25 protein-coding genes and 1 pseudogene are annotated in these 25,922 nt (G+C 26.4%); all 26 read left to right on the forward strand.

Going from position 1 to position 25,922, the window contains the following annotated elements; all coding sequences use genetic code 11:
• Positions 1 to 160 precede the first annotated feature (160 nt).
• The 26 genes and pseudogenes from BMW96_RS03630 to wecB all read left to right on the forward strand — a co-directional run bounded on the left by BMW96_RS03630 (position 161) and on the right by wecB (position 25,920).
• Positions 161 to 937: an HAD-IIB family hydrolase gene (locus BMW96_RS03630; RefSeq protein WP_092352601.1), complete on the forward strand. Its 777-nt coding sequence runs from the start codon at positions 161 to 163 to the stop codon at positions 935 to 937.
• Complete coding sequence (locus BMW96_RS03635; RefSeq protein WP_092352603.1) at positions 937 to 1,839, forward strand: helix-turn-helix transcriptional regulator; 903 nt, start codon at positions 937 to 939, stop codon at positions 1,837 to 1,839. Before BMW96_RS03630 ends, BMW96_RS03635 begins: the two co-directional genes overlap by 1 nt.
• Before the next feature lie 100 nt (positions 1,840 to 1,939).
• Entirely contained in the window at positions 1,940 to 2,686 is a 747-nt protein-coding gene (locus tag BMW96_RS03640) for an N-acetyltransferase (protein WP_092352605.1), read from the forward strand.
• On the forward strand, positions 2,683 to 3,315 hold the full coding sequence (locus BMW96_RS03645) for a GyrI-like domain-containing protein (protein ID WP_092352607.1): 633 nt from the start codon (positions 2,683 to 2,685) through the stop codon (positions 3,313 to 3,315). The genes BMW96_RS03640 and BMW96_RS03645 overlap by 4 nt, the downstream gene beginning before the upstream one ends.
• 43 nt (positions 3,316 to 3,358) lie before the next feature.
• On the forward strand, positions 3,359 to 4,228 hold the full coding sequence (locus BMW96_RS03650) for a cation diffusion facilitator family transporter (RefSeq protein WP_092352609.1): 870 nt from the start codon (positions 3,359 to 3,361) through the stop codon (positions 4,226 to 4,228).
• A gap of 647 nt (positions 4,229 to 4,875) precedes the next feature.
• Positions 4,876 to 5,823, forward strand: a complete 948-nt coding sequence (locus BMW96_RS03655; RefSeq protein ID WP_092352611.1) for a tyrosine-type recombinase/integrase — start codon at positions 4,876 to 4,878, stop codon at positions 5,821 to 5,823.
• 34 nt (positions 5,824 to 5,857) lie between these two features.
• Complete coding sequence (locus tag BMW96_RS03660) at positions 5,858 to 6,358, forward strand: transcription termination/antitermination NusG family protein (protein ID WP_228762386.1); 501 nt, start codon at positions 5,858 to 5,860, stop codon at positions 6,356 to 6,358.
• Positions 6,355 to 6,852, forward strand: coding sequence for a transcription termination/antitermination NusG family protein (locus BMW96_RS03665; protein WP_092352613.1), 498 nt, complete (start codon positions 6,355 to 6,357; stop codon positions 6,850 to 6,852). Before BMW96_RS03660 ends, BMW96_RS03665 begins: the two co-directional genes overlap by 4 nt.
• 113 nt (positions 6,853 to 6,965) lie before the next feature.
• On the forward strand, positions 6,966 to 7,532 hold the full coding sequence (locus BMW96_RS03670) for a PglD-related sugar-binding protein (protein ID WP_092352615.1): 567 nt from the start codon (positions 6,966 to 6,968) through the stop codon (positions 7,530 to 7,532).
• A 14-nt stretch (positions 7,533 to 7,546) separates the two neighbouring features.
• A complete protein-coding gene (locus BMW96_RS03675) occupies positions 7,547 to 8,158 on the forward strand; it encodes a sugar transferase (protein WP_092352618.1) in 612 nt (203 codons plus the stop codon).
• Positions 8,158 to 9,357 (forward strand): glycosyltransferase family 4 protein, encoded by a 1,200-nt coding sequence (locus BMW96_RS03680; protein WP_092352620.1) that lies wholly within the window; start codon positions 8,158 to 8,160, stop codon positions 9,355 to 9,357. The genes BMW96_RS03675 and BMW96_RS03680 overlap by 1 nt, the downstream gene beginning before the upstream one ends.
• The gene (locus BMW96_RS03685; RefSeq protein ID WP_092352622.1) at positions 9,354 to 10,397 is read left to right on the forward strand and encodes a nucleoside-diphosphate sugar epimerase/dehydratase; all 1,044 of its coding nucleotides are present in this window, start codon (positions 9,354 to 9,356) and stop codon (positions 10,395 to 10,397) included. The genes BMW96_RS03680 and BMW96_RS03685 overlap by 4 nt, the downstream gene beginning before the upstream one ends.
• Positions 10,397 to 11,569 carry a glycosyltransferase gene (locus BMW96_RS03690; RefSeq protein WP_092352624.1) on the forward strand — a complete coding sequence of 391 codons (1,173 nt, stop codon included), beginning with the start codon at positions 10,397 to 10,399 and terminating at the stop codon, positions 11,567 to 11,569. Before BMW96_RS03685 ends, BMW96_RS03690 begins: the two co-directional genes overlap by 1 nt.
• Positions 11,566 to 12,738 carry a glycosyltransferase family 4 protein gene (locus BMW96_RS03695; RefSeq protein WP_092352626.1) on the forward strand — a complete coding sequence of 391 codons (1,173 nt, stop codon included), beginning with the start codon at positions 11,566 to 11,568 and terminating at the stop codon, positions 12,736 to 12,738. Before BMW96_RS03690 ends, BMW96_RS03695 begins: the two co-directional genes overlap by 4 nt.
• A complete protein-coding gene (locus BMW96_RS03700; RefSeq protein ID WP_092352628.1) occupies positions 12,731 to 14,146 on the forward strand; it encodes an O-antigen polymerase in 1,416 nt (471 codons plus the stop codon). The genes BMW96_RS03695 and BMW96_RS03700 overlap by 8 nt, the downstream gene beginning before the upstream one ends.
• Positions 14,139 to 15,584: a flippase gene (locus BMW96_RS03705; protein ID WP_092352631.1), complete on the forward strand. Its 1,446-nt coding sequence runs from the start codon at positions 14,139 to 14,141 to the stop codon at positions 15,582 to 15,584. The genes BMW96_RS03700 and BMW96_RS03705 overlap by 8 nt, the downstream gene beginning before the upstream one ends.
• A 3-nt stretch (positions 15,585 to 15,587) precedes the next feature.
• On the forward strand, positions 15,588 to 16,343 hold the full coding sequence (locus BMW96_RS03710; protein ID WP_092352633.1) for an SGNH/GDSL hydrolase family protein: 756 nt from the start codon (positions 15,588 to 15,590) through the stop codon (positions 16,341 to 16,343).
• Between the two features lie 100 nt (positions 16,344 to 16,443).
• The gene (locus BMW96_RS14615; RefSeq protein ID WP_257606871.1) at positions 16,444 to 16,569 is read left to right on the forward strand and encodes a hypothetical protein; all 126 of its coding nucleotides are present in this window, start codon (positions 16,444 to 16,446) and stop codon (positions 16,567 to 16,569) included.
• A gap of 1,233 nt (positions 16,570 to 17,802) precedes the next feature.
• On the forward strand, positions 17,803 to 19,065 hold the full coding sequence (locus tag BMW96_RS03715) for a glycosyltransferase family 4 protein (RefSeq protein ID WP_092352635.1): 1,263 nt from the start codon (positions 17,803 to 17,805) through the stop codon (positions 19,063 to 19,065).
• The gene (locus BMW96_RS03720) at positions 19,058 to 19,900 is read left to right on the forward strand and encodes a LicD family protein (RefSeq protein WP_092352637.1); all 843 of its coding nucleotides are present in this window, start codon (positions 19,058 to 19,060) and stop codon (positions 19,898 to 19,900) included. The genes BMW96_RS03715 and BMW96_RS03720 overlap by 8 nt, the downstream gene beginning before the upstream one ends.
• Positions 19,901 to 21,106: 1,206 nt before the next feature.
• Positions 21,107 to 21,888 (forward strand): annotated as a pseudogene (locus tag BMW96_RS03730) (transposase).
• A gap of 768 nt (positions 21,889 to 22,656) precedes the next feature.
• Positions 22,657 to 22,794 (forward strand): nucleotidyl transferase family protein, encoded by a 138-nt coding sequence (locus BMW96_RS14440; RefSeq protein ID WP_244881251.1) that lies wholly within the window; start codon positions 22,657 to 22,659, stop codon positions 22,792 to 22,794.
• A 25-nt stretch (positions 22,795 to 22,819) separates the two neighbouring features.
• Entirely contained in the window at positions 22,820 to 23,965 is a 1,146-nt protein-coding gene (locus BMW96_RS03745; RefSeq protein ID WP_092352645.1) for a polysaccharide biosynthesis C-terminal domain-containing protein, read from the forward strand.
• A 105-nt stretch (positions 23,966 to 24,070) separates the two neighbouring features.
• Entirely contained in the window at positions 24,071 to 24,385 is a 315-nt protein-coding gene (locus BMW96_RS03750) for a hypothetical protein (RefSeq protein ID WP_092352647.1), read from the forward strand.
• The gene (vapD, locus tag BMW96_RS03755) at positions 24,366 to 24,701 is read left to right on the forward strand and encodes a VapD family protein (protein WP_092352649.1); all 336 of its coding nucleotides are present in this window, start codon (positions 24,366 to 24,368) and stop codon (positions 24,699 to 24,701) included. The genes BMW96_RS03750 and vapD overlap by 20 nt, the downstream gene beginning before the upstream one ends.
• Before the next feature lie 34 nt (positions 24,702 to 24,735).
• Positions 24,736 to 25,920: a non-hydrolyzing UDP-N-acetylglucosamine 2-epimerase gene (gene wecB / locus BMW96_RS03760; RefSeq protein WP_092352651.1), complete on the forward strand. Its 1,185-nt coding sequence runs from the start codon at positions 24,736 to 24,738 to the stop codon at positions 25,918 to 25,920.
• The last annotated feature ends 2 nt before the right edge of the window (positions 25,921 to 25,922 follow it).

Here is a 25,922-nt window from a genome sequence, read left to right on the forward strand (position 1 = left end):
GTTTTGATATAAAGTATATATGGAAATAAAATTTATAATTTTCATAAAAAATTAATATATTGATTTAGGGGCATACTGTTTTAAATATATTTTTCTTGTTTGGTAAATTGAATAATTTAACTAAGTAATATGTTAAAATGGTTTTGGAGGTAACTAAAATATGAAACGTAAATTTTTCTTTTTTGATATAGATGGAACATTAGCAGTTGGCACACCAGGAAATCAATATATTCCTGAATCAACTAAATTAGCTATTTCTAAACTTAAAGAAGCTGGTCACTTTTTAGCAATTGCAACAGGACGAAGCTATGCTATGGCAGTTGATTATATGAAACAACTGGGGTTTGAAAATATGGTCAGTGATGGTGGTAATGGAATTACGATTGCTAATGAATTAATTAAAATTGAACCATTAGACTATAAAAAATGTTTAGCATTGATTAATGAGTGTATTGAAAAAAATTATATCTGGGCTATTTCTCCAGATAATAGTAAAAGAAGGTTAACACCTGATAAAAGATTTCTTAATTTTACTCATGATAATTATATGGAAACAATTGTTCAAGAAGATTTAGATCCTCGAAATTTTAAAGAAATTTATAAGGTATATGTAGCGTGTTTTGCACCTGAAGAACAAAAATTGGAAAATTTAAAATATTTGCCATGGTGTCGTTTTCATAAAGAATATATCTTTGTTGAACCTGATGATAAGTCTATTGGTATCAAAAAAATAGTAGATTATTTTAATGGTGATTACCAGGACGTAGTAGTTTTTGGTGATGAGAAAAACGACTTGAAAATGTTTAAAGATGAATGGATAAGTATTGCTATGGGGAATGCTGTTGATGAGCTAAAACAAAAAGCTGATTATGTAACTAATGATTGTAATAAAGATGGTATTTATAATGCCTGTAAATATTTTGGGTGGATTGATTAATGGCAGTTAGTCGATTATTTGAAATTTTATACTATTTAGTTGATCATAAGCAAACTACTGCTAAAGAATTGGCTGAATATTTTGAAGTTTCAGTTAGAACCATTTATCGAGATTTAGACCGGTTACTTGTAGCTGGAATCCCTATTAATACAGTTCAGGGAAACAATGGAGGGATATCAATTGATGAAAACTTTGTTGTAGAAAAAACGGTTTTTAATCCCCAAGAACAAAAACAGATTTTAACAGCAATTCAAACTATTGAGCATTTACAAGGTACTAATCAAAATGCATTAGTTACAAAATTAACAGCTATGTTTGATCAAGAGCAACGTGATTGGATTGAAGTGGATTTTAGTACATGGCACAAAGCTAATAATCTTAATCATAAATTTTATTTATTAAAAGAAGCTGTTTTTAATAATCGAATAGTAGAATTTAATTATGTTAATTCTTATGGTGAAAATTCTAAACGAAAAGTATTACCTAATAAATTATTTTTTAAAAGCAATACCTGGTATTTACAAGGATACTGTCTGATTAAAACAGATTATCGAATTTTTAAATTAACAAGAATTAATGATCTGGTTCTAACTTCTGATGTGTTTAATGAAAAAATCAAATTTCCACCTGTAATAACATCTTATGATAATCATTTTATGATGAAAAAGGTTAAATTAAAGTTTAATAAGAATTTAGGAAATGTTGTTTTTGATGAATTTAATAAAGATGAAATTTTATTAGATCAGGGAGGTAATTATATTGTAGAAACTGATGTTTTTGATAATTATTGGCTAATAAGTTTTATTCTTTCGTTTGGTAGTCAAATTGAAATAATTGAGCCAATTGATTTAAAAGAAAAATTACTAGATGAAATAGAAAAAATAAAAAAGATATATAAATAGTAATTTGAGAAGAAATAAACTATTTAATTGGTTTTTAATAAACATGACAGACTATGTCATATTTGCTTTGTTATAATGGTAGTGCAAGGAGATGATTGTAATGGAAATTATAACAGTTGATGAAAGTAATATTGATAAGGAGCATATTTGTTGTGCTATTTCATCTAATAATGATATTCAAGTAAAATCTAAAAAGAGTTGGTTAAAAGAACGTTTTAGTGATGGATTAGTGTTTAAAAAGATAAATGTTAGGGGAAAATGTTTTATTGAATATTTACCAATTGAAAATGCCTGGGTACCGATTAAAGGAAGTAATCTAATGTATATAGATTGTATATGGGTTTCTGGAAAATTTCAAGGACAAGGTTATGCTAAAGGATTATTAGATAGTTGTATTTTAGATAGTAAAGAAAAGTATAAAGATGGTTTAGTAATTCTTTCTTCAAAAAAGAAGATGTCTTTTTTAATGGATAAACAATTTTTATTAAAATATGGTTTTGAAGTAGTAGACTGTATTGATGATAAATATGAGTTAATGTTTTTAGCTTTTCATGATAATGTAGAACAGCCAAAATTTAAGATTAAACAATTAAAGATAGAGGATAGAGGGTTTGTACTGTATTATAGTCATCAATGCCCATTTACTGCCAAATATGTTGATTTATTAAATAAGTATTGTGATGAAAATGATATTGATATTGTTATAAGATATATAGATAATAAGGAGATGGCACAGACAAGTCCAACTATTTTTAATACTTATAGTTTATTTTATGAGGGTAAATTTATAACTAATGAAATACTTTCAATAAAAAAATTTGAAAAGATTGTAGGAAAAGTAAAATGAAAAAAATAGATTATAAGAAGGAGTATAGAGAGTTATATTTACCAAAGCAAGAACCCATGTTAGTTAATGTACCTAAAATTACTTATGTAACTGTATGTGGTAAAGGTGATCCAAATACTTGTGAAGAGTATAAAGAAGCAATAGAATTATTATATGGTATTTCTTATACAATCAAGATGTCTAAAATGACAGATGATAAAATTGATGGTTATTTTGAATATGTAGTGCCGCCACTTGAGGGATTATGGTGGTTAGATAAAAAACCAGAAGATTTGTTTATTAGTGATAAAAGTAAGTTTTATTGGAAAGCAATGATAAGGTTACCAGAGTTTGTTACAATAGATGTTTTTGAAATAGCTAAAAATAAATTAAAGGTTAAAAAACCTAATCTAGATATAAATAAAATTAATTATGAAGAAATAGAAGAGGGGAAATGTGTTCAAATAATGCATATTGGAAGTTATGATAGTGAAATTACTTCAATTAAAAAAATATATGATTTTATTGATGAAAATGGTTTAGAAATTGATATAAATGATTGTCGCTTACATCATGAAATATATTTAAGTGATCCAAGAAAAACAAAAGTTGAAAATTTAAAAACAGTAATAAGATATCCTGTAAAATAGAACCTATTTAATAATTTTTCATATTTTAATTATAGGTGATAGTATGAAAAATTATGAAAAGACGGTTTTAAAAGTATCAATTATAACTTTAATTGGAAATATTGTTTTATCAGTTTTTAAGATATTAATCGGGGTTCTTTGTGGGTCAAATGCAATTGTTTCTGATGGGATTCATAGTGCATCTGATGTTTTAAGTACAGTTGTTGTGATGATAGGTGTTAGATTATCTAGCAAGGAAAGTGATAAAGAACATCCTTATGGTCATGAGCGATTTGAATGTGTGGCGGCAATTATACTATCAGTGATGCTTTTTTTAACTGCGAGTATAATTGGTTATTCAGCAATCAAGAATCTTTTTACTACTAATAATGAAATTCACTTTGGGATGTTTGCAATTATTATTGCAATTATCTCTATAGTTACAAAAGAGGCAATGTACTGGTATACTAAAATTAATGCTGATAGAATTAATTCAAATGCGTTATTGGCAGATGCCTGGCATCATCGTAGTGATGCATTTTCATCAATTGGAAGCTTAATTGGAGTAATTGGATTTTATTATGGTTATTATATCTTAGATTGTATTGCAGGAATTATAATTTGTTTTTGTATTTGTAAAGTTGCATTTGATATTTTTAATGATGCAATCAATAAAATGATAGATCATGCATGTAGTGAAGAATTTGAAAATGAATTAATTACTTTAATAAAGAAACAAGAAGGTATATTAGGTATTGATGATTTTAAAACAAGGATGTTTGGTAATAAGATATATGTTGATATAGAAATTAAAGTTGCTGGTGATGATAGTCTTCAACATGCTCATTTGATTGCACATAAAACACATGATGCAATTGAAAATATTTATCCAATTGTAAAACATTGTAATATTCATGTAAATCCTGGAAAATAATCGGTAATAACCGATTTTTTTATTTAATTGCAATCTTTATAGTAAATTTAAAGAAAAGAGTAAATTGTTATCAAAGAATTTTTTATAATATCAGACATAATTATTTTATAGAAATGGTAGAATATTATATAGAAATGATTGGTTGCATTTTTTATAGTAAAAAATTGTAATGATAATCATAGGCTTATTTTTGATGGTGATAATATTTATTATTGTATAATAAGCAATATAGTAACGATTTAGTAAAAAGTTGTTTAGATATGATAAGTTTAATCAAGTATATTTGATTTTGGGATAAATGATTTAGAGGGGGGATACTAGAGGGTTAATGATAAGTGAGATTTTTGCATATATGTTATATTGATGTGGGAGATTGATATGGGGATTAATATGGCAATGTTTTAAAAACAACGGAATTATATATAAATGGATAATTAAAAAGCCATAAACTCAATTAATTTTTATTGAGTTTATGGCTTTTTTTTACAAAGTTTTACTTATTTTCACAGAACTATTAATTCTGCGACTCTTATTATAGCACAAATAACTACAAAATCAAACAAAATGTTATTTATCTTGCAAATCATTTATTAAATAAATTATTACTTTTATTTTTTTAAAACTTACTTTCATAAAGGAGAAAAAATATGCAAACAAATAAAAAATTTTTTTTAGTCACTAAAGAATGGCTTGAGTTAAAAAAGATGTCAGTAAAATACTCATCATATGTTAAATATGAAACAGTTATTTTAAAGCACATAATACCTTTTTTTGATGATTATACTATAGAACAAATTAATGATGATATAATTGTATCTTTTTTTAAAGAATTAATTGATACACAAAAATATTCTAATAGTACCCTTCATACTATACGTTATGTTATGAAATCTATTTTAGAATATGCAGAAAAGAAATATTGTATTCAAACAATCAATTTTAGCTTTATTAAATTAAATCGGTCTAAGGGAAATCTTAGAATTTTAAGTGAGAATCAAAAAATATTATTAGAAAAATATTGTTTTAATCATTATGAACCTATATCTATAGCTATTTTAATTGCTTTGTATGGAGGTCTTAGAATTGGTGAAATCTGTGCTTTGAAATGGGAAGATGTAGATTTAAATAATGGAATTATTACAGTTAGTAAAACTGTTGAAAGACTTAAAAATAAAGAGAATATGGAATCTAAAACTATTTTAATGATTTTAGAGCCTAAAACCCAAACTTCAAAAAGAATTGTCCCAATACCAGTATTTTTAAAGGAATATATACAAAATTACTATGATTATTTAACTGTAATTGATTCTAGCTATTATTTACTAACAAACAGTGAAAAAATCCCAGATCCTCGTACAATTCAAAATCAATTTCAAAGATTATGTCAGGATAATAATTTTCAAATCAATTTTCATTCATTAAGACATACTTATGCTACTCACTGTGTAATGCAGGAAGTGGATCTAAAGTCATTAAGTGAAATGTTGGGACATTCTAATATTTCTACTACATTACAACTATATGTTCATTCATCAATTGAATTTAAAATGAATCAAATTAATAAGATCTCTGCACCTGTAATTTCGCAGAATTAATAGTTCTGTGAAAGCAAAAGAAATGAGGTTAATGATGTACTGGTATATAGTTCATATAAAACTTGAACGGAGTTCTAAACTAGTTAAATTTTTTAATCAACAGAATAATACAATAGCTTTCGTTCCTAAAATGGAGAGATGGTACAACATTAAGGGAAAGAAAAATTATATTATTAAGGATTTGTATCCTGATTATGTCTTTATTAAAAGTGAGATGGATCAATTAGAATTTAATGAAAGATTTAAAGAATTTTTTAAATCAATTGATGGCATTGCCCAGTTGTTAGAATTTGAAGATGTTTATGTTTTAAAAACTGAAGAGCAGATTTTAATGGAAAGATTACTTGATAATAAAAACATAATTAGACACTCAGTAGGAAACATAGTTAATTCAAAACTTATTGTTGAAAAAGGACCATTAGTCAATTTAGAAAACAAAGTTATTAAAATTGATCGACATCAAAGACTAGCGGTTTTAAAGAGTGATTTTTTCAACAAAATAACTGTTCCTTTAGAAGTTGTTAGTAAATCATGAACTGGTATGTGTTATTTGTTTTATCAAATCGGACTAATCAACTTCTTAGAAATTTAAATAAGAAAGATAATATCGAAGCATTTATACCTCAATATCAATATTATCGTAGGATTACTAAAGACTACGATATAAAACCTATGTTCACTAATTATATTTTTGTCAAATCTTTAATGAATCAAACTGAATTTAATACATTTTTAATGAAATTGGATAATGAAAAAGATGGTTTGATTAAACAATTGGTGTATTTAGATACATCTGCTTTAAAAGAGGCAGAAATTGAAATGTTTAATTACTTATTGGATGAATCCTATGTCGTAAAAATGTCCCAAGCATTTTTACAAGATGGAAAGGCAAAAGTTTATCATGGTCCATTAAAACATTTTGAAAAAAATATTATTAAAGTTGATAAATATAATCAGGTGGCATATTTAAATTTATCTTTTATGAATAGAAGGATAAAAGCAGGATTAAAAATAACAAGCAAAAATTAAGCTGGGGAGAATGGTTTACCGCCCCCAGCCATTATTTTGAACATAGTTCCTTACTTGGGGTAAGGGGAAACTATGTTCTTTTTTGTTTTTAGGGGGAGATTAAGATAAAAAAGTTGTTGATAGTAGGAGCAGGAGGTCATGGGAGATGTTGTCTAGATATAGCTAGAGAATATTATGATCATATTGCTTTTCTTGATGATAATCATATTAATAATATGATTAATGATTGTAAAGTTATTGGACAGATTGATGATATGCGATTATATTGTTCTGAATATAAAGATATTGTTATTGCTATAGGCAATAACAAGCTTAGGAAACAATTATTTAATAAGGCAGTTGAATTAGGTTATAACTTAATATCATTAATATCGAATAAAAGTATTATTTCTAATTATGCAAATATTGATAAAGGAACAGTTGTTTTTCCTAATGCTGTAATTGAAGCAAATGTAACAGTTGGTAAAGGCTGTATTATTTCAACTGGAGCAATAATTGATCATGATGCTGTTGTTGGTGATTATTGCCACATTAATGCTTTAGCTGTAGTTTCATCAATGACTAAAATAACTGAATATACTAAAGTTGATTATGGCCAGGTTTATCGAAAAAAAGATATGGATGAAACATGGAAGGAAGAGTATGTAAAACAGTTTGGCGAAGAACCGAGCTTTTTTTAGTTGGGAGGTAAATAATGTATCAAAAAGGAATTAAAAGAATTCTAGATTTTATTCTAGCATTAAGTGGACTTATTGTTTTAAGTCCTGTTTTTATTTTTCTATGTATTTGGATTAAGCTTGATAGTAAAGGACCAGTTTTGTTTAAACAAAAAAGAGTAGGAATTAATAAAACATATTTTAATATCTTGAAGTTTAGAACAATGTATATAGATACTCCTAAGGATATGCCAACCCATATGTTGAAAGATCCAGATCAGTTTATTACTAAAGCTGGTAAGTTTTTAAGAAAGACATCTCTAGATGAATTGCCACAAATTATTAATATCTTAAAAGGAGAAATGGCAATTATTGGACCAAGACCAGCATTATGGAATCAAGATGATCTAGTTGATCAAAGAGAAAAATATCATGCTAATGATGTAAGACCAGGTCTTACAGGATGGGCACAAATAAATGGAAGAGATGAACTAGAAATTCCCATAAAAGCAAGATTAGATGGAGAATATGTTAAACGTATCTCTTTTTTGTTTGATCTAAAATGTTTTTTTGGAACAATTACATCAGTACTAAAAAGTGATGGTGTAGTAGAAGGTGGAACAGGTTCAATAACTGGGGATAATAAATAATGAAAATATTAGTTATTTGTCAATACTATTATCCTGAGCCATTTAAAATACATGAAATTTGTGAAGAACTAGTTAAAAGAGGGAATGAAGTAACAGTAATTACTGGAAGGCCTAATTATCCTGATGGTAATTTATTTCCTGGATACGACAATCAAGATAAAATGAATGAAATAATTAATGGGATACATGTAATTAGGACAAAAATCCCATTGAGAGGAAATAATTCTATTTCTTTGGTAAGAAATTATTTTAGTTATCCACGATATGCTAAAAAAGAGATAAAGAAACTTGATAAAGAGTTTGATGTAGTGTTTGTGTATCAGTTATCACCAGTTTTTATGATTAAACCTGCTTTATATTATAAAAAAAAATATGAAAAAAAAGTATATGTTTATTGTTTAGATTTATGGCCTGAATCGTTAAAGGTTCTTCATATAAAAGAAGCTAACCCTATATTTAAAGTTTTAAATTTAATTTGCAACAGACTTTATAAAAAGTGTGATTTTATTAGTGTAACATCACCAGCATTTATTAATTATTTAAATGAGATTAATAAAGTGGAACTAAATAAGTTAAGTTGTATTCCACAACATGGGGAAAACTTTTTTTTAAAGGTGAAGCCATATGAAAAACAGGACAAATTAAATATTACTTTTGCAGGAAATATAGGAAAGGCTCAGGATTTTGAATGCTTGGTAAGAGCAATAGCTCAAATACCTGATAGCTATTATCACAAGTTAAAAATTACGATAATTGGCAGTGGCTCGTATGAAACGAAATTCAAACAGCAGGTAAAGGAAAATAAACTTGATAGTATATTTGATTTTACTGGTAGAAAAAAGATTGGAGAACTTATATCTTATTATAATGATACATCATTATTTTTATTGTCTTTAGAAAAAAATAGTAATATTGGTAAAACTATTCCTTCTAAGTTACAGACATATATGGCAGCGGGAAGAGGAATTATTGGATCAATTGATGGGACATCGGCAGATATAATCCATAATGCTAATGCTGGTATGATTTGTAGTGCTGGTAATGATAAAGAACTGGCAAAAATAGTTATGGAGATGGTTGATGCAGATGATAATTTGATTAAGATATTGTCAAAAAACAGTCGAGACTATTTCATGAGCAATTTTACGATTGATAAATATATAGATAAGATTTTAAAGAAATTGGAGGAACTGGGATGAATCAATTTAAAGATAAAACATTGCTGATTACAGGAGGAACAGGATCATTTGGTAATGCAGTATTAAACAGGTTTTTAGAAACAGATATCAAAGAAATCAGAGTGTTTTCTAGAGATGAATTAAAACAGGATAATATGAGACACGTTTATCAGGCTAAATATCCTAGTGTTTTTCATAAACTTAAGTTTTATATTGGTGATGTAAGAGACATAAACAGTATAAAAAATGCTATGTATGGTGTTGACTATGTATACCATGCTGCAGCTTTAAAGCAGGTACCTTCTTGTGAATTCTTTCCAATTGAAGCTGTTAAAACAAATGTTTTAGGAACTGAAAATGTATTAACAGCAGCAATAGAATGTGGAGTTAAAAGAGTAGTATGTTTAAGTACAGATAAAGCAGCATATCCTGTAAATGCAATGGGTACAAGTAAAGCAATGATGGAAAAGGTAATTGTAGCTAAATCTAGAACAGTAGACTCAGAAAAGACAAGTATCATGTGTACAAGATATGGAAATGTTTTGGCATCAAGAGGCAGTGTTGTTCCGCTTTTTATTAACCAGATAAAAGAAGGTAATCCTTTAACATTGACAGAACCAAGTATGACAAGATTTGTTATGACACTAGAAGAAGCAGTAGACTTAGTACTCTTTGCCTTTGAAAATGGAGAAAGTGGAGATATATTTGTACAAAAAGCCCCAGCTTGTACAATAGAAATCTTAGCTAAGGCTGTTAAAGAATTATTTCATGCTGATAATGAAATAAAAGTAATAGGAATCAGACATGGTGAAAAGATGTATGAAACGCTACTAACTGATGAAGAATGTGCAAATGCAATAGATTTAGGAAACTTTTATCAAGTACCAGCAGATAAAAGGGATTTAAACTATGATAAGTACTTTTATGAAGGAATAGAGAAGAACAGATTAACTCAGTTTAATTCAAATAATGCTAAACTAATGGATATAGAAGAAGTAAAGAATAAGCTACTAGAAGTAAAACTTGTTCGAGAAGAATTATCAGGCTGGAGGAATAGATAATGTCAAAGATATTATTTATTAATTCAGTCTGCAATAGTTCTACAGGAACAATATGCAAAAACTTATATAAAGTTGCTAAAGAAGCAGGGCATGAATGTTGTATAGCGTATGGGAGAGGGAATACTCCAGAAGGATACAATACAATAAGAATTGGTAATAAATTAGATTTTTATTTACATGTATTAAAGGCTAGAATATTTGATGCAAGCGGATTTGGTAGTAAACATGCAACAAAGGAATTCATAAAAAGGATTGAAGAATTTAAGCCAGATATTATCCATTTACATAATATACATGGATATTATGTGAATATTGAAATACTTTTTAAATATTTAAAAGATCATCCAGAGATAAAGAAAATATGGACACTGCATGACTGTTGGGCATTTACAGGGCATTGTGCATATTACACATATGCTAAATGTGATAAATGGCAAATATGCTGTAATGTAAAATGTCCAAATAAATGGGAATATCCTAAAACATTATTTTCTAATATTGAAAGTAACTTTAATAAGAAAAAAGAAGTATTTAGTGGTATTGAAAATATGATCTTGATAACTCCTAGCAAATGGTTAAAAAGTGAAGTTGAGAAATCATATTTAAAAAATTATCAAGTTGAGGTTATAAACAATGGTGTGGATACGAATGTTTTTAAACCTACATCATCAGATATAAAAAAACAATATAATATAGAAAATAAAAGAGTAATTTTAGGTGTAGCATCTGTATGGGATAAAAGAAAAGGGTTAGATACTTTTATTGAATTATCAAAACAGCTAAATAGTGAATATCAAATTGTTTTGATTGGATTAAATAAAAAGCAGATTAAAATTTTACCAAAAAATATTATCGGTATTTCTAGAACTGAAAATATTCAGGAATTAGTTAAATGGTATAGTGTAGCAGAAGTGTTTTTTAATCCAACATTAGAAGATAATTATCCAACTGTAAATTTAGAAGCAATTGCATGTGGAACACCAGTAATTACTTTTGATATAGGAGGAAGTCCAGAAAGTGCTAAAATATATGGGCGAGTAATTAATTTATTTGATGATTTATTTTCTATATTAAAAAAAAGAGAAAGATATAATTATGGATTTTTTTATATTTCAATAGAAGAAAAATATAATGAGTATATAAATTTATATAGTAGAAAGGAAAAAATATGAATTTAGTATTTTTAACTAATATTTTAACTCCATATAGATTGAGTTTTTTTGATCAATTATATAAAAATTGTGAAAAAAATGGTATTAATTTTTATGTTTTAGTTATGGTGGGAGAAAAATCGGATAGACCAGGATGGGAATATAAAAAATTCCGAAGAAAATATACAGTTCTTTTAGAAAATAAAACTATTTTAGTAGGAAAAATATATTTTCATTTTAACAAAAATCTTTCAGAGATCCTATTGAAATTAAGTCCTGATATAGTTGTATGTAGTGGTTCATATCTGCAACCATCAGTAATAAAAACATTAAAATTTAAAAACAAATTTAATTATAGAGTATATTTTTGGTCTGAATCACATTTATTAGAAAAAAGAAATTATAATAAAATTATTTTAAAATTAAGAGAAATTATAAGGATTAATATTTTACAAAAATTTGATGGTTTTCTTTATGCAGGTAAATATTCAAAAGAGTTTATAGATGTATATAAATCAAAAAAAGCTAGGTTATTTTTGTTATATAATTCAATCGAGGATGATATTTTTTATTCTAAAAATCAACTACTTAGACAAAATAGGAATGATTTAAGGAAAAAATATGATATATCTAATGAAAAATATATGTTCTTTTCGCCAATTCGTTTAGAGGTGGTAAAAGGTTTTGATGTCTTTTTAAAAGGTATAAGAAGTTTAGATAACGAAATAAAAGAAAAAATTATTTTTGTAGTAGCTGGAAATGGTTCATTAAGAGATAAGTTAGTAATGATAGCAAAAAAATCAAATATTGATGTTCGTTTTTTAGGACAGTGTAATCAAGATAGCATAATAGAGCTATATGCAATGTCTGATTGCTTTTTATTACCATCAATTTCTGATTCTAATCCCTTGACTGTGGTCGAAGCATTATGGTCTGGGTTACCTATTTTAATTTCTAAACATGTAGGCAATGGTCCTGAAACTGTAGAAGAGGGGATTAATGGGTATGTATTCGATTATGAGTACCCAGATACCATAATTGATTCAATTACTAAGTTGGTTAACTCTTCGTCTATTTGGAATGATGTAGCAAGATTAAAATCAATTGAGATTGCACAAGAAAAGTATAATAAAAACAATATTTGTAATGATTTAATAGCATATTTTATGGAGATTTTTAATAATGTTTAAAATAAAAAAAAATAATCTTATTATATTTTTATTTGTTCTATTTTGTATTAATCTTTACATAATATTTTTTTTCCAAAATAATATTTCAGTTATTTTAAAAAAAAATTTATATTTTGATATTATTTATTTGAATATATCTTTAATACTTCTTTTTATAATATATAATTGCTTAAAGTTAGATTTAATTGATCCTTTAGTTTTTGTTTCTATAATATATATCATGATGTTTTTTTTCTGTCCAATTTATGATATTTATACTGAAAATACAATTGTTTTTGGAGTTCATGATTTATTTGATTATGGTATTTCTGGAAGCTTCTATGCATTATTAGGATATATTGCTTTTATTTTTTCATATACCTTTTTTAGATTAAAGTATAGAAAGAGGAAATCAAAAAATATAAAACGAATGATATATATAAATACTTCTAGAATAGCGAGAATTGCTTTTATTGTATGGTGTTTATGTTTTTTGATAGAAATGCTAATTATTGTGATTGTAAAGGGATATAACATTTCTTATATTTTGACACTTGGATTTATTGGAGAAAATCAGATTCAATATGAATTTAGTAACAGTATGTTAGGATTTATAGATCAAGCAACTCGAGCAATAGTACCACTTTATTTAATATATTATTATTTTGGAGAAAAAAAGATACTTAAATATATTATGTTTATTTTGAATTGTATAATAATTTTAATAACTGGTTTTCGATATTTAGTGGTTATTTTCGTTTTATCGGTAATGATTTTTGAATTTATTTTAGAAAACAAAAGGATTAGAATTGATAAAATATTGTTTATTGGTTTAATGTTGGCTCTGATAATATCAATGATAGGTTACACTAGAAATTCAATGAGGAGTGGGATAGGATCAAGTTTAGAAGGATTTACTCTAAATACTATCTTAGAAACTATAATGGATAATTTTGGAATCTATAAATGTTATTATGCAGTTATAAAAGCAACACCTAATTTAACTCCATATATCTTTGCTGATCAAATGATTGTTTACACTGCAATATTATTTGTACCTAGAGTGTTATGGAAAGGTAAACCTGGTAATCCAGGTACAACAGTTCAACTTTACGGATTGAATAAAGTCGCAGTATTAAGTGGTTATGCATATCCATGTTTGGGTGAATATTATTATAGTTTTGGCCTGATTGGAATAATATTTTTTATGGGATTGTTTGGTTGGTGGATGTCCAAAACCATAGTAAAATATAGAAAATCAGTAAGAGATCCATTTAATTTTATGATATATAGTTTAATAGTGGCTGTAACATTTCAATTATTAATCCGAGGTTATACACCAACAAACTTTTATCTTGTGATGGTTTTGATCATTCCATGTATATTATTTAAAAAATTAAATAAGAAAGTAGTTGTGACTAATGAATAAGTTAATAAAAAATTACATCTATAATGTGGGCTATCAAATATTTTTAATTGTTGTTCCTGTTATTACTGCGCCATATTTAGCAAGAATTTTAGGCCCAACTCAGTTAGGTATATACAGCTATGTTAATTCTGTAACGAGTATAATTACTACTGTTGGATTGCTAGGGCTTCAAAGTTATGCTTATAGAGAAATTGCATATGTTAGAGATAATAATATCATGTTTACAAAAACAGTTTCCCAAATTTTTCTTTTAAGGATTTTTATATTTGTTATTATATCTATTTTTTATGTTCCTTATTGTTACATTAGTGATTATTCGACATATTTTTTTGTACAGTATTTGCTTGTGTTATCAGTTTTTTTAGATGTTTCTTGGATATTTATTGGTATGGAAAATTTAGGGATTGTAGCCTTTAGAAATTTCGTAGCAAAATTAATTACAGTGATTGGAATATTTATTTTTATAAAAAGTAGGAACGATTTATGGATATATTTCTTTCTATTTTCATTTGTTACATTCATTACAACTATAAGTATGTTTCCTATTGTAAAAAAATACATAAAATTTTCAAATATAAGTTTAAAAGATATATTTAATCATATTATTCCATCAATAAAGCTTTTCATACCACAAATTGCAACTATGTTATATCTTCAATTTGACAAGATAATGTTACAAATTTTAGGTTCTGGTAGTGAGCAAGTAGCTTTTTATGATCAAGCTGAAAAATTTATTAATATTCCTTTAACAGTAATTACCGCTTTATGTACTGTTATGGTTCCAAGGATAGCAAATTTATATGCAAATAAAAATTTTCAAAGTATTGAATATTATATGAATAAAACTATTAAATTTTCATTATTTTTGTCTGTTCCTATGATGTTTGGTCTTATTTCAATTTCAGAAGAATTGATTCCATGGTATTTAGGAAGTTCTTTTCAAAAGGTTTCTTTGTTAGTGATATTTCTTTCACCTTTGACTATTATGAATTCAATTTCTAATGTTTTTGGTGCACAATATTTGACAGCTACAAATAAAACTCAGGCTTTAACGATTTCATACTATAGTGCAGCAATTCTAAACATATTTTTAAATGCATATTTGATTCCAACTTTTGATTCAATAGGGACTGCAGTAGCAACAATAATTAGTATTTTGTTTTCTATTATTATTCAATATGTGTTTGTTAAACGTGATTTGATTTTTAATTTTAATTTAAAAAATATATTAAATTATTTTTTTGCATCAATGTTAATGGGTATTATAGTTAAATTTATTGGTATTTCTTTAGGCTCCCATTTGTATACAACTTTTTTACAAATTTTAATAGGTGCGTCAATTTACATGATGCTAATGATATTATTTAAGGATGAAATATGTTTATTATTATTAACAAGAATAAAAAAATTAAATAGAAAAAGAGTTAAGGAAGATTAGGATATGTATTTGAAAATATTAATTTTAGGGGATAGTATTAGTGAAGGATTGGGTTCGAAAAAATATAATTATTCCAATTTTTTAAAAGAAAATTTATATAAAAGAGGAATTAATGCAGAAATTTTCAATTTGGCATATTCAGGAACTACTATTAAATATGTTGAAAGTATTAAAAAAAATATTCTGGAAATTAATCCAGATGTAACAATTCTATTTTATGGTAATGTTGATGGTATGTTACGGCCAAATATTAACCACTATCCAAACTATTTTGGAATCTTGCCAAAGAGATATCAAAAAAATGGTATGCTTAACCCACGTCCATTTTATTCAGGTCTATGGTATAAAAAATTAATTCAAATGATTGATTCATTTATAAGAACAATCTTAAATAAAATATTATTAAAATTTCAAGGAAGTTACACTTGGGTTTCACTTGATGATTTTAAGCATACTTATGATAATGTCATAAATTATTTATTAAGTATTAATTCAAAAGTTATTTGTACTTCTACTGTGTGTATAGATGAAAATTTTTTTCCTGGAACACTTGAAAGTTATAAAAAATTTAATAATATTATACAATCTATATCACTAGGAATAAAAAATGTTTGTTTTTTTGATATATTTAATGAATTACAGAGTTATAAAATAGAAGACGTATTTTTAGCAGATCATTTTCATCTTTCTATAAACGGTTATAAAATTTTAGCAAATAGATATGCTGATTTAATAGATGAAATGTATAGATGTAGGTAGGTGTGAAAATAAAATTTGTATTAAAATATGTAAAATCATTCTAAAAATGTTTTAATTAATAAAAATAACATATTTTTATTAATTAGATAGTGTGCCAGGTATGGCACGAATTCAGTTGGAGATAAATCAACCACAGGTAATTACCGCCAAGTGTAGTGAACTACAAGTCATTAACAGTAATGTTGAGGATGGAGGCAGTGGTGTAGCAATTCTTTCGAATGTATGAACAGAAATCTGATATAAGGCTAAATGATGGATGAGATTGCTATCCAAACCTAAGTTCAAAAGGTAAATGTAAAACCAAGATAGTAAATCAGGGCGTTGTGAAAGAAACAGGATTTGTGAATTACCCTTGGAGGTCTTGTGGACGATGAAATCCAATATCTTTAAAATCATTTTGGGAGATAAGCAGATGATAGCAATATCTTCGTGAAAAGTGAGATGGCAGCAAATCGAGTGATGAAGTCGGTCACCTCATGGCTAGAGAGAAAATTATTTCTAAAGGTCAGTGTGACCAAACAAAGGTAGTGTTGATTTGCAGATTAATTTACAAGGTTTAGTCAAATTAAGATAATTGTAAAAAAAGTAAAACAAATTAAAATATATTCAAATTTCATTAACAATAAAAGCAAATTAAAATAACAGTTTATTTATTCCGATTTCTTTTTGACAGAGAGCCTAAGCATTTTATGCAATAAAAAGGTGCCATAAGCTCAAAAAAAGAGCTTATGACTAATTAATAAGCAAAAATGATCTTCCTTGTCAAAAGTTTTTTCAGTATAAATAGTTATCATAAAGTGCTTATATAATTGTCAAATTATTTTAATTTTCAGTTAGCTTATTTTGAATAAAGTCATTAATTTAAAATTCGGGTTAACAAGGTAGTACGACCAACGAAAAGCAGTTATCTAGGCTTTACATATTTTAAGAACTTATCAAAATGGGAGTGTATACCTACAAAGAAAAGTCTGTATGACAAATGTTGAAAAAAGTTCATTCGAAAGAAGTGCCTAGCCTATTGTAATATCAATACCGTTTTACTAGGATAAATCAAATCGTCAAAGGATGGATAAACTATTATTGAATCGGGAAGATGAAAGTATTCATTGAAGAATTTGGATAATGGCTAAGACATAAAATAAGGGTCTTATCACTTCAGTGATGAGTAAATCTACTCGGTAGCAAATACAAGAGTTGGTGGTATAAGCAAGCAAATGGAAATGTAGTTAATTTCTTACTAAATGCAGAAGTACTAGCTATAAGAAAAGAGGAAAGACCTGTACTGGTCAATCCACCATTATACTATTTAAGATAAGTTGTATTAACATATAAATGTAGCGCCATATAGTATGCGAGACCCATACGTATGGTTCAATGAGAGAGGCGAAAATAGGAATTATTTTCCCTCTATTCTATTTTGGGTTGGAAGAAAGAACTATCAAATGGAGGAAAAATATAGATGAAAATAATTGTAGCACATCCTGGTAAACAACATTCTTACAGAACTGCTTCTGCTTTAAAAAAAAGGGGATTTTTATTCAAATATATTACAACTATTTACGATTCTGAAAAATGTTTTTCAATAAAAATTTTAAAACATTTATTGCCTTATAACGAAAAAAAAAGGATAACAACGAGAAGAAATATAGATTTAGATGATGATGATGTTATACAGTTTTGTGTTATAAGTGGTTATATAGAAGCTTTTTTGTCTAGATTTTCTAAAATAAATTATATTTATAGATTTTGGCAACAGTTTAATGCAGATAGATTTGGAAGAAAAGTTGCAATATATGCGATTAAAAATAATGTAGATGCAATAATTATTTATGATTCAAATGCTTATAAGTGTTTTGAAATATTAAAAAAAAAGAGAAGTAAAATTGTAAGAATAATGGATGTTTCGCATATTAATAGAATATATCAACATGAAATAGTATTTAATCTAAGAAATAATGATGTTAATGATAATGAAGATTGTTTGCCTTATTTATTTCCAAAATGGTATTTAAAAAAAATTATTAAAGAAAATGAAAACACTGATTATTTTCTTGTACCTTCTCATTTCGTTGCAAAATCATTGGAATATAGTGGAATAAATGAAAAAAATATTTTTGAAATACCATATGGTTCAAATTTTAGTTTTAGTTCGAAAATAAAATTAAAAAAAATTAATAAAATTGTGTTTTTATTTGTAGGAAAAATAAGTTTTGCAAAAGGAATTACTTTTTTGTTACAAGCATTTGAAAAAATATCTAATAATAATGTGGAATTAAGATTAGTTGGGGAATATGATGATTCTAAGTGGTTTTATAAAAAATATTGTGATAAAAAAAATATATGTTTTGTTGGAAAAAAATTACATAATGAGGTTTTAGAAGAATTAAGTAGTGCAGATGTTTTTATTTTACCTTCATTAATGGAGGGGATGTCTCTTGCTGGTTTAGAGGCAATCAGTTGTGGTTTACCAATTATTTGCACAAATAGTTCTGGTTTGGATAAATTTGTTGATGAAAGAATAAATGGATTTATTGTAGAACCTAAAAATATTGATCAATTATATGAAAAACTTAAATGGTGTATAGAACATAAAAATAATTTGATGACTATGGGAGAATATTCTCTTGAAAAATCTAAAATGTGTACTTGGGAAAATTATGAGAATAATTTTATAAATACAATAATAGATATTTTAAATAGGGAGGGAATTTTTTATGAATAATAATGAATTAAGAAAAGTACAACTTCTCCAATTAAAACTTGCATTAAAAGTAAAAGAAATTTGTGATAGACACAAAATAAATTATTTTCTTATTGCAGGTTCATTATTAGGAGCCGTTAGACATAATGGATTTATTCCATGGGATGATGATTTAGATATTGGTATGCTTCGGAAAGATTATGAAAAATTTTTATTTTTTGCTAATAAAGAATTACCACATTATATTTTTTTACAAAATTGGTATACAGATAAAAAAATGGCGTTACCATATACAAAACTTCAATTAAAAAACACAAAATATATTGAACAAAATATTCAGCGAGCAGAAATTGAGAAAGGTATTTTTATAGATATATTTCCATTTGATAATGTTCCTCAGAAAAAGAATGATTTAAAAAAACAAAAAATACTTTCTTTTTTTTATACAAGAGTTTTATTGATGAAATCAAATTATATTTTATGGAAGAAGAATCAATATTTAAAAAGATTTATCTATATTTTTATTAAGATAATATCTTTTTTTTATAGTTATAATTTTTTGCACAAAAAATTAGAAGATATTATGAAAAAATATAATAATGTACCTTCTAAGTTTATTGTTAATATAGGTGGCTCTTATGGATATGATAAAGAAATTTTATTTTTTGAGTGGATTAATAAGACAATAGATTTAAATTTTGAAAATAATCAATTTTCTTGTCCAATTATGTATAAAAGATATTTGCAGCATTTTTATGGAAATTATTTAAAATTCCCACCTGAAAATGAACGATATAATAGACATAATATCGTTATTATTGATTTTGGAAATTATAAAGATATTAGTGATTTATAAATTTATTTAATTATAGTTAGTATTTAGTATGGAGTTTAAATTTAAAGATATACAAAAATTATTTTTTAATGTATCGATTTTAATACTTTTTCAGTGAAAATATGAGTATATATTATGAATTTGTTCAAAAGTAATAATAGATAAATTTAGCATGTCAAATCTAAATCTGAGAATTATATTATTGAACCATAAATTTTAAACATCATTTTTATTGCATCAACTGCAAATTAATTTATGTTGAAAAAATTCATTGTTTTAGATAATTATTAAATTCGGTTTATGAAACAATCAAGGGATTGGAATAATATAATTTGCAGTTTGTAGGGAAAGAATGTACAAAAAGGTGATAAGAAATATGTGAAGAGATTTTGTAACATAATACATAATATAAAATTTAAAAAAATCTTTTAAATAAAAAATTAAACAGGGTAAACACATAAAAAAATTTTAGATAAGTCTATGTTTAATTTTTAAGCATAGACTTTATTTATTTAATATTAATCATTTTAAATATTTTTTCTAATTCTTCTTCAGTATTCATAAATCTAATCTCTTCACAATTTTTACAAAATTATTTAATACACTCAAATCTGTTTCTTCATAATTTATATCTAATTTTTTGGTTTCTTTGCTATTAGCACTACTTTTATTCTTTACATTAATAATACCACAAAAATGCACTATTTCTTATGTGTTTATCCTGAAAATTTACTAGTCAGTATTCTAAAAAATAGATACATATTTACAGGCTCATATATAATAAGTACGAAAATATCTAAATGACATTTTCTGCTTAAGAGCGTTTCTTCGCTACTTGCGGTGAGAGCTTCATTTTGAATTATAGTGTTATTTAAACATAATTTTATTAAAAGATTAGAAATATTATTTTTGAGAAAGAATAAATAATATTTATATATTAAACGAATTGATTTGCTATAATTATGAAAAAATTATTATACCCTAATTATTCATGACGTTTTGATAAAACCATATAAAATGCTTATTTCATAGTAGTTTTGGAAGATTTATTATTTTCATCCTTTAGGTGAATGAATTTTATTTATATACAATAAAATCTCTTGTATAATATAGATGTCTAAACTACAATACAAGAAGCACTTATATAATACATTCTAATTACATTCTAATTACATTTTTGACAACATAAACTTTAACGGTGGAAACATTTCTTATGATGGTGGTAGTATTTTACTTTTATCTTTTCTAAAAAAATACAATCTCTTATCTCAATTATGTTCCATCTCTTTTAACAACACTAGAAAATTACTTAAATATTCCAATTCTGATATCACTTGTCAAATTATTTTACGTAACTTATTGGATTATTTTAATCAAGCTGAACAGTTAGCACTTATTGATGATCCGCTTTTATCTCAATGTTTTAATGCCTGTTTGCAACCTACTTTATCTAGATTCTTTGATAGATTGATATTAAAACGAATATGGCTCTTAAAGAATATGTTCAAAAACTTGGCTACGAATATGTCAACAGACATGGGGATAACATCATTCTTGATGTTGATTCGACAAAAACAATAATTAACGGACATCTGGAAGGATCTGCATATATTTTTCATTATGGTATCAATGGATATAATATAAAATTATTACTAAGTTCTCATTTTAGAACTGGATCAGCATATTCATCAAATGGATTTATTAATGAATTAAAGGAAGTTTTATCACACCTTGATAGAAAAAAATTTATTTCTATAAGAGGTGATAGTGCCTTCTATAATGTTGAATTCATGGATTATATGCATCATGAAGACATCCAATACTATATTAGAGCCAAAAATTATATAAAAATTCAAAATAAAATTATTGAGCAATTAGCTAATGAAGGGATAAACTATTTAAATTATACTCATCAAGAACCCTATTATGGAGAAATTGAATATTCACTTCAAAATTTATCGACACCATGTAGATATATCTTTAAAGTATTTCTCTCACAAGACAAGTAATTAACAATGTTTCTTGTTATATATTGTATAATCACAAATGATATGAATAAATCATATGAAGAAATTTGTGATTTTTATGAAGAAAGAGGGAATTCAGAAAACTTCACAAAAGAATTAAAGGATGACTTTAATGGTAACAATGTAGGACATCATGATTTTGAAAAAATTGTTTTCAGTTCATGATTGCATCACTATGTTATAACATCTATCATATTTTTAGACTAATTGTATTAGAAGGCACAGATCTATTAATGCGTATGAATTCATTTAGAAATAAATATCAAAAAATAGCAGTAAAAGTTGTGCGTCACGCGAGAAAAATGAATTTATCATTAGTAGTGCATATAGATATAAAAAAAGAATTCATAAAATACTATCAAAAAATACAAATCTGACACATAAATTTTATACATTATCGAGTGTAGTAAAAAAAACTACATTTTTTAGCTACAGTTATTCACGATTTGATGGTGAATAACTATTTCAAACATAATAAATAGGTATTATTTGACAGTTTTTCGTTACTCATTTATTTCCATGAATAATTGGAGTTATATATAGAACATTTAATTTATGTTAGGCATTTAAATTTTATTAAAAGAACTAAAGTATTATGTAAGTATTTAATTATTGTGGTAAGTTCTGATACTTTTAATGTTTAAATAGGGAAAAATGTATATTTATAGTAATTAGGATTATAAAATGATCTTTGAAGAAATTATATATGTTGATAAAGTTATTTTTGAAGAGTCATGAGTTCAGAAAATTATGAATGTAAAGGAATATAATGTTGATATTTTTGTTATTGGGGATGATTGGAAAGGTGATTTTTTTAAAGATTATTGTGAAGTAGTATATTTACCTTGTATAGAAGGTATTTTAACTATAAAAATTAAAGATAATTAGTAAAAATATTAGAAAAGAGGATTATATGAAAATACTAATAACAGGTGCTAATGGATTTGTAGGCAAGAATCTGGTTAGTACATTAAAGAATATCAAAGACGGTAAAGACAGAACTCGTAATATAGATATTGAAGATATCTATAGCTATGATGTTGATAATACCATTAATGATTTAAAGAAGTATACAGGTGACTGTGATTTTGTCTTTCATTTAGCTGGTATCAATAGACCTAAAGATATTAGTGAATTTTATCAAGGGAATGTAACATTTACAGAAACATTATGTTCTTTATTGAAAGAACATAATAACAAAAGTCCAATATTAATTAGTTCTTCAATTCAGGCTTCAAAAGACAATGACTATGGTAAAAGTAAAAAAGAAGGTGAAGAATATCTTTTAAATCATGGTAAAAAAATGAATTCAAAAGTATATATTTACAGACTTGCTAATCTGTTTGGTAAGTGGTGTAGACCTAATTACAACAGTGTAACAGCAACATGGTGTTATAATGTTGCTAATGGAAAAGATATTCAAATCAATGATCCTAATGTTGAATTACCTTTATGCTATATTGATGATGTAGTAGATGAATTTATAAATGCATTAGAAGGACATCCAGCAGCATGTAAAGAAGGAATATATGAGGTTACTCCAGTTCATTACATTAAATTAGGTGAATTAGCTGATATCATCAAATCATTTAAAGAATCAAGAGGGACATTGAGTGTACCAAATATGAAAGAAGGAAGTTTGGAAAAGAAATTATATAGTACGTATTTAAGCTATTTACCAAAAGATAAATTCAGCTATCCATTAAAGATGAATATAGATCAAAGGGGATCATTTACTGAATTTATAAAGACAGAGGAATATGGACAGGTAAGTGTGAATGTATCAAAACCAGGGATAACCAAAGGACAGCACTGGCATCACAGTAAAAATGAAAAGTTTTTAGTAGTAAGTGGAAAAGGATTGATTCAGTTTAGAGATATATATAGTGATGAAGTGATAGAATATTATGTAAGTGGAGATAAACTAGAAGTAATAGATATCCCAACAGGGTATACTCATAATATAATTAATATTGGTGAAACTGATATGGTAACAATAATGTGGGCAAATGAAAAGTTTGATCCAGAGCATCCAGATACATATTATGAGGAAGTATAAAGAAAAAACACTTTTATCAAAGTATATAATAATGAAGGATAAAATATCGTATTGAAACGATAGACCAGTTTGGGTATTATATATACATGATAGGAAGTGATAGATATGATGATGGAAATGGTATTAAGTGAAGAAAAAGCTAAGGAAAATAATATTGATATTGATGAATGTTATGAGAAAGTAGATCATGTTTTTGAAAAACGTGGGATTAAAAAAATAGCAAGGGGAGTATACCAGGGCGTTAAAAGTGATTTTAGCGTATTTATGGAAGTTCAGTGGTATTTACCTGATACCCCATGGTTTTTAAAGATAGTAGATGAGTGGTATTTTCGTTATGAAGGCGATACGATAGAATATCGGGAAGATGCATTGGAATCATATTATCGGGTAGAAGAAAGAAATGCCAACTATCCATGGTAGAAAAGCGGTAAATTTTGATTTAAATGATAATCTTCTAAAACAATATTATCCTTCAAAAAGTTATAAGAATGCCTGGCGGGATATTAAAATGTATTTGATAAATAATCAATTTGAACATCGTCAGTATTCAGGATATGTATCCAACAGTGCAATGAGCATGGCAGAAGCAGGGAATATAATTGGAAAGATGTCAAGAAAGTGGACATGGCTTAGTAAAAGTGTGATGCAGTTTGATGTAACAAATGTTGGTCAAGAGTACAGTCTTATTCCTAAAATAAAACAAGAATCAGGATTGATAAAAGATGAGCTGATATAGCTTATCTTTTATTAATGGAAAATAGAGGTAGAAAATGGAAATAGTGACAGATTATTCAAATGTAAGATGGAAAGAAAATGATAAACTAAAGTTACTGATTATTGTAGGAACAAGACCAGAGATAATCAGATTAAGTGCAGTAATTAATAAATGTCGTAAATACTTTGACTGTATCTTAGCTCATACAGGACAGAACTATGATTATAATTTAAATGGAGTATTTTTTCATGATCTAAAACTGGATGATCCAGAAGTATATATGAATGCAGTAGGTGATGATCTAGGGGCAACAGTTGGCAATATTATCAACTGTTCATATAAATTAATGAATCAGATCAAACCAGATGCATTACTTATTCTAGGTGATACCAACAGCTGTTTAAGTGCTATCAGTGCAAAAAGACTTCATATACCAATCTTCCATATGGAAGCAGGAAACAGATGCAAGGATGAATGTTTACCAGAAGAAACAAACAGAAGAATTGTAGATATTATTTCTGATGTTAATCTAGCCTACAGTGAACATGCAAGAAAGTATTTACATGAATGCGGTCTACCAAAGGAAAGAGTATATGTAACAGGGTCACCAATGGCAGAAGTATTATCAAATAATATAGAAGAAATAAAAGCATCAAAAATATTGAATAAATTAAATTTAAAAGCTAAAAACTATATATTATTAAGTGCCCATCGGGAAGAAAATATAGATACAGAAAAGAACTTTGTGTCATTATTTACAGCTGTAAATAAAATGGCAGAGAAATATGATATGCCGATATTATATTCATGTCATCCACGAAGTAAAAAACGATTAGTGGAAACAGGATTTAAATTAGACAGAAGAGTAATGATGCATGAACCGTTAGGATTTCATGATTATAACAATTTGCAGATAAATGCCTATGCAGTAGTAAGTGACAGTGGGACATTACCAGAAGAGAGTTCATATTATACAAGTATAGGAAAACCAATCCCAGCAGTATGTATAAGAACAAGTACAGAAAGACCAGAAGCATTGGATAAAGGGAGTTTTGTATTAGCAGGGATAGATGAAAGATCACTACTGCAGGCAGTGGAAACAGCAGTGGAAATGAATGAAGACAAAGATTTAGGAATACCAGTACCAGATTATGTAGAAGAGAATGTAAGTACAAAAGTAGTAAAACTGATTCAGTCATATACAGGAGTAGTTAATAAAATGGTTTGGAGGAAATATTAATA

Origin of the sequence: Thomasclavelia cocleata, assembly GCF_900102365.1 — a bacterium.
GTDB classification, from domain to species: domain Bacteria; phylum Bacillota_I; class Bacilli_A; order Erysipelotrichales; family Coprobacillaceae; genus Thomasclavelia; species Thomasclavelia cocleata.

Excerpts from the sequence above, each read along its gene's own strand:
- BMW96_RS03665 (WP_092352613.1), top strand. The coding sequence starts at position 6,355 with ATGAACTGGTATGTGTTATTTGTTTTATCAAATCGGACTAATCAACTT.
- BMW96_RS03645 (WP_092352607.1), top strand. The coding sequence starts at position 2,683 with ATGAAAAAAATAGATTATAAGAAGGAGTATAGAGAGTTATATTTACCA.
- BMW96_RS03685 (WP_092352622.1), top strand. The coding sequence starts at position 9,354 with ATGAATCAATTTAAAGATAAAACATTGCTGATTACAGGAGGAACAGGA.
- BMW96_RS03750 (WP_092352647.1), top strand. The coding sequence starts at position 24,071 with ATGATGATGGAAATGGTATTAAGTGAAGAAAAAGCTAAGGAAAATAAT.
- BMW96_RS03720 (WP_092352637.1), top strand. The coding sequence starts at position 19,058 with ATGAATAATAATGAATTAAGAAAAGTACAACTTCTCCAATTAAAACTT.
- vapD (WP_092352649.1), top strand. The coding sequence starts at position 24,366 with ATGCCAACTATCCATGGTAGAAAAGCGGTAAATTTTGATTTAAATGAT.
- BMW96_RS03675 (WP_092352618.1), top strand. The coding sequence starts at position 7,547 with ATGTATCAAAAAGGAATTAAAAGAATTCTAGATTTTATTCTAGCATTA.
- BMW96_RS03650 (WP_092352609.1), top strand. The coding sequence starts at position 3,359 with ATGAAAAATTATGAAAAGACGGTTTTAAAAGTATCAATTATAACTTTA.
- BMW96_RS14440 (WP_244881251.1), top strand. The coding sequence starts at position 22,657 with ATGAATGTAAAGGAATATAATGTTGATATTTTTGTTATTGGGGATGAT.
- wecB (WP_092352651.1), top strand. The coding sequence starts at position 24,736 with ATGGAAATAGTGACAGATTATTCAAATGTAAGATGGAAAGAAAATGAT.
- BMW96_RS03745 (WP_092352645.1), top strand. The coding sequence starts at position 22,820 with ATGAAAATACTAATAACAGGTGCTAATGGATTTGTAGGCAAGAATCTG.
- BMW96_RS03655 (WP_092352611.1), top strand. The coding sequence starts at position 4,876 with ATGCAAACAAATAAAAAATTTTTTTTAGTCACTAAAGAATGGCTTGAG.
- BMW96_RS03630 (WP_092352601.1), top strand. The coding sequence starts at position 161 with ATGAAACGTAAATTTTTCTTTTTTGATATAGATGGAACATTAGCAGTT.
- BMW96_RS03700 (WP_092352628.1), top strand. The coding sequence starts at position 12,731 with ATGTTTAAAATAAAAAAAAATAATCTTATTATATTTTTATTTGTTCTA.
- BMW96_RS14615 (WP_257606871.1), top strand. The coding sequence starts at position 16,444 with ATGGCACGAATTCAGTTGGAGATAAATCAACCACAGGTAATTACCGCC.
- BMW96_RS03660 (WP_228762386.1), top strand. The coding sequence starts at position 5,858 with ATGTACTGGTATATAGTTCATATAAAACTTGAACGGAGTTCTAAACTA.
- BMW96_RS03680 (WP_092352620.1), top strand. The coding sequence starts at position 8,158 with ATGAAAATATTAGTTATTTGTCAATACTATTATCCTGAGCCATTTAAA.
- BMW96_RS03695 (WP_092352626.1), top strand. The coding sequence starts at position 11,566 with ATGAATTTAGTATTTTTAACTAATATTTTAACTCCATATAGATTGAGT.
- BMW96_RS03710 (WP_092352633.1), top strand. The coding sequence starts at position 15,588 with ATGTATTTGAAAATATTAATTTTAGGGGATAGTATTAGTGAAGGATTG.
- BMW96_RS03705 (WP_092352631.1), top strand. The coding sequence starts at position 14,139 with ATGAATAAGTTAATAAAAAATTACATCTATAATGTGGGCTATCAAATA.
- BMW96_RS03690 (WP_092352624.1), top strand. The coding sequence starts at position 10,397 with ATGTCAAAGATATTATTTATTAATTCAGTCTGCAATAGTTCTACAGGA.
- BMW96_RS03640 (WP_092352605.1), top strand. The coding sequence starts at position 1,940 with ATGGAAATTATAACAGTTGATGAAAGTAATATTGATAAGGAGCATATT.
- BMW96_RS03635 (WP_092352603.1), top strand. The coding sequence starts at position 937 with ATGGCAGTTAGTCGATTATTTGAAATTTTATACTATTTAGTTGATCAT.
- BMW96_RS03715 (WP_092352635.1), top strand. The coding sequence starts at position 17,803 with ATGAAAATAATTGTAGCACATCCTGGTAAACAACATTCTTACAGAACT.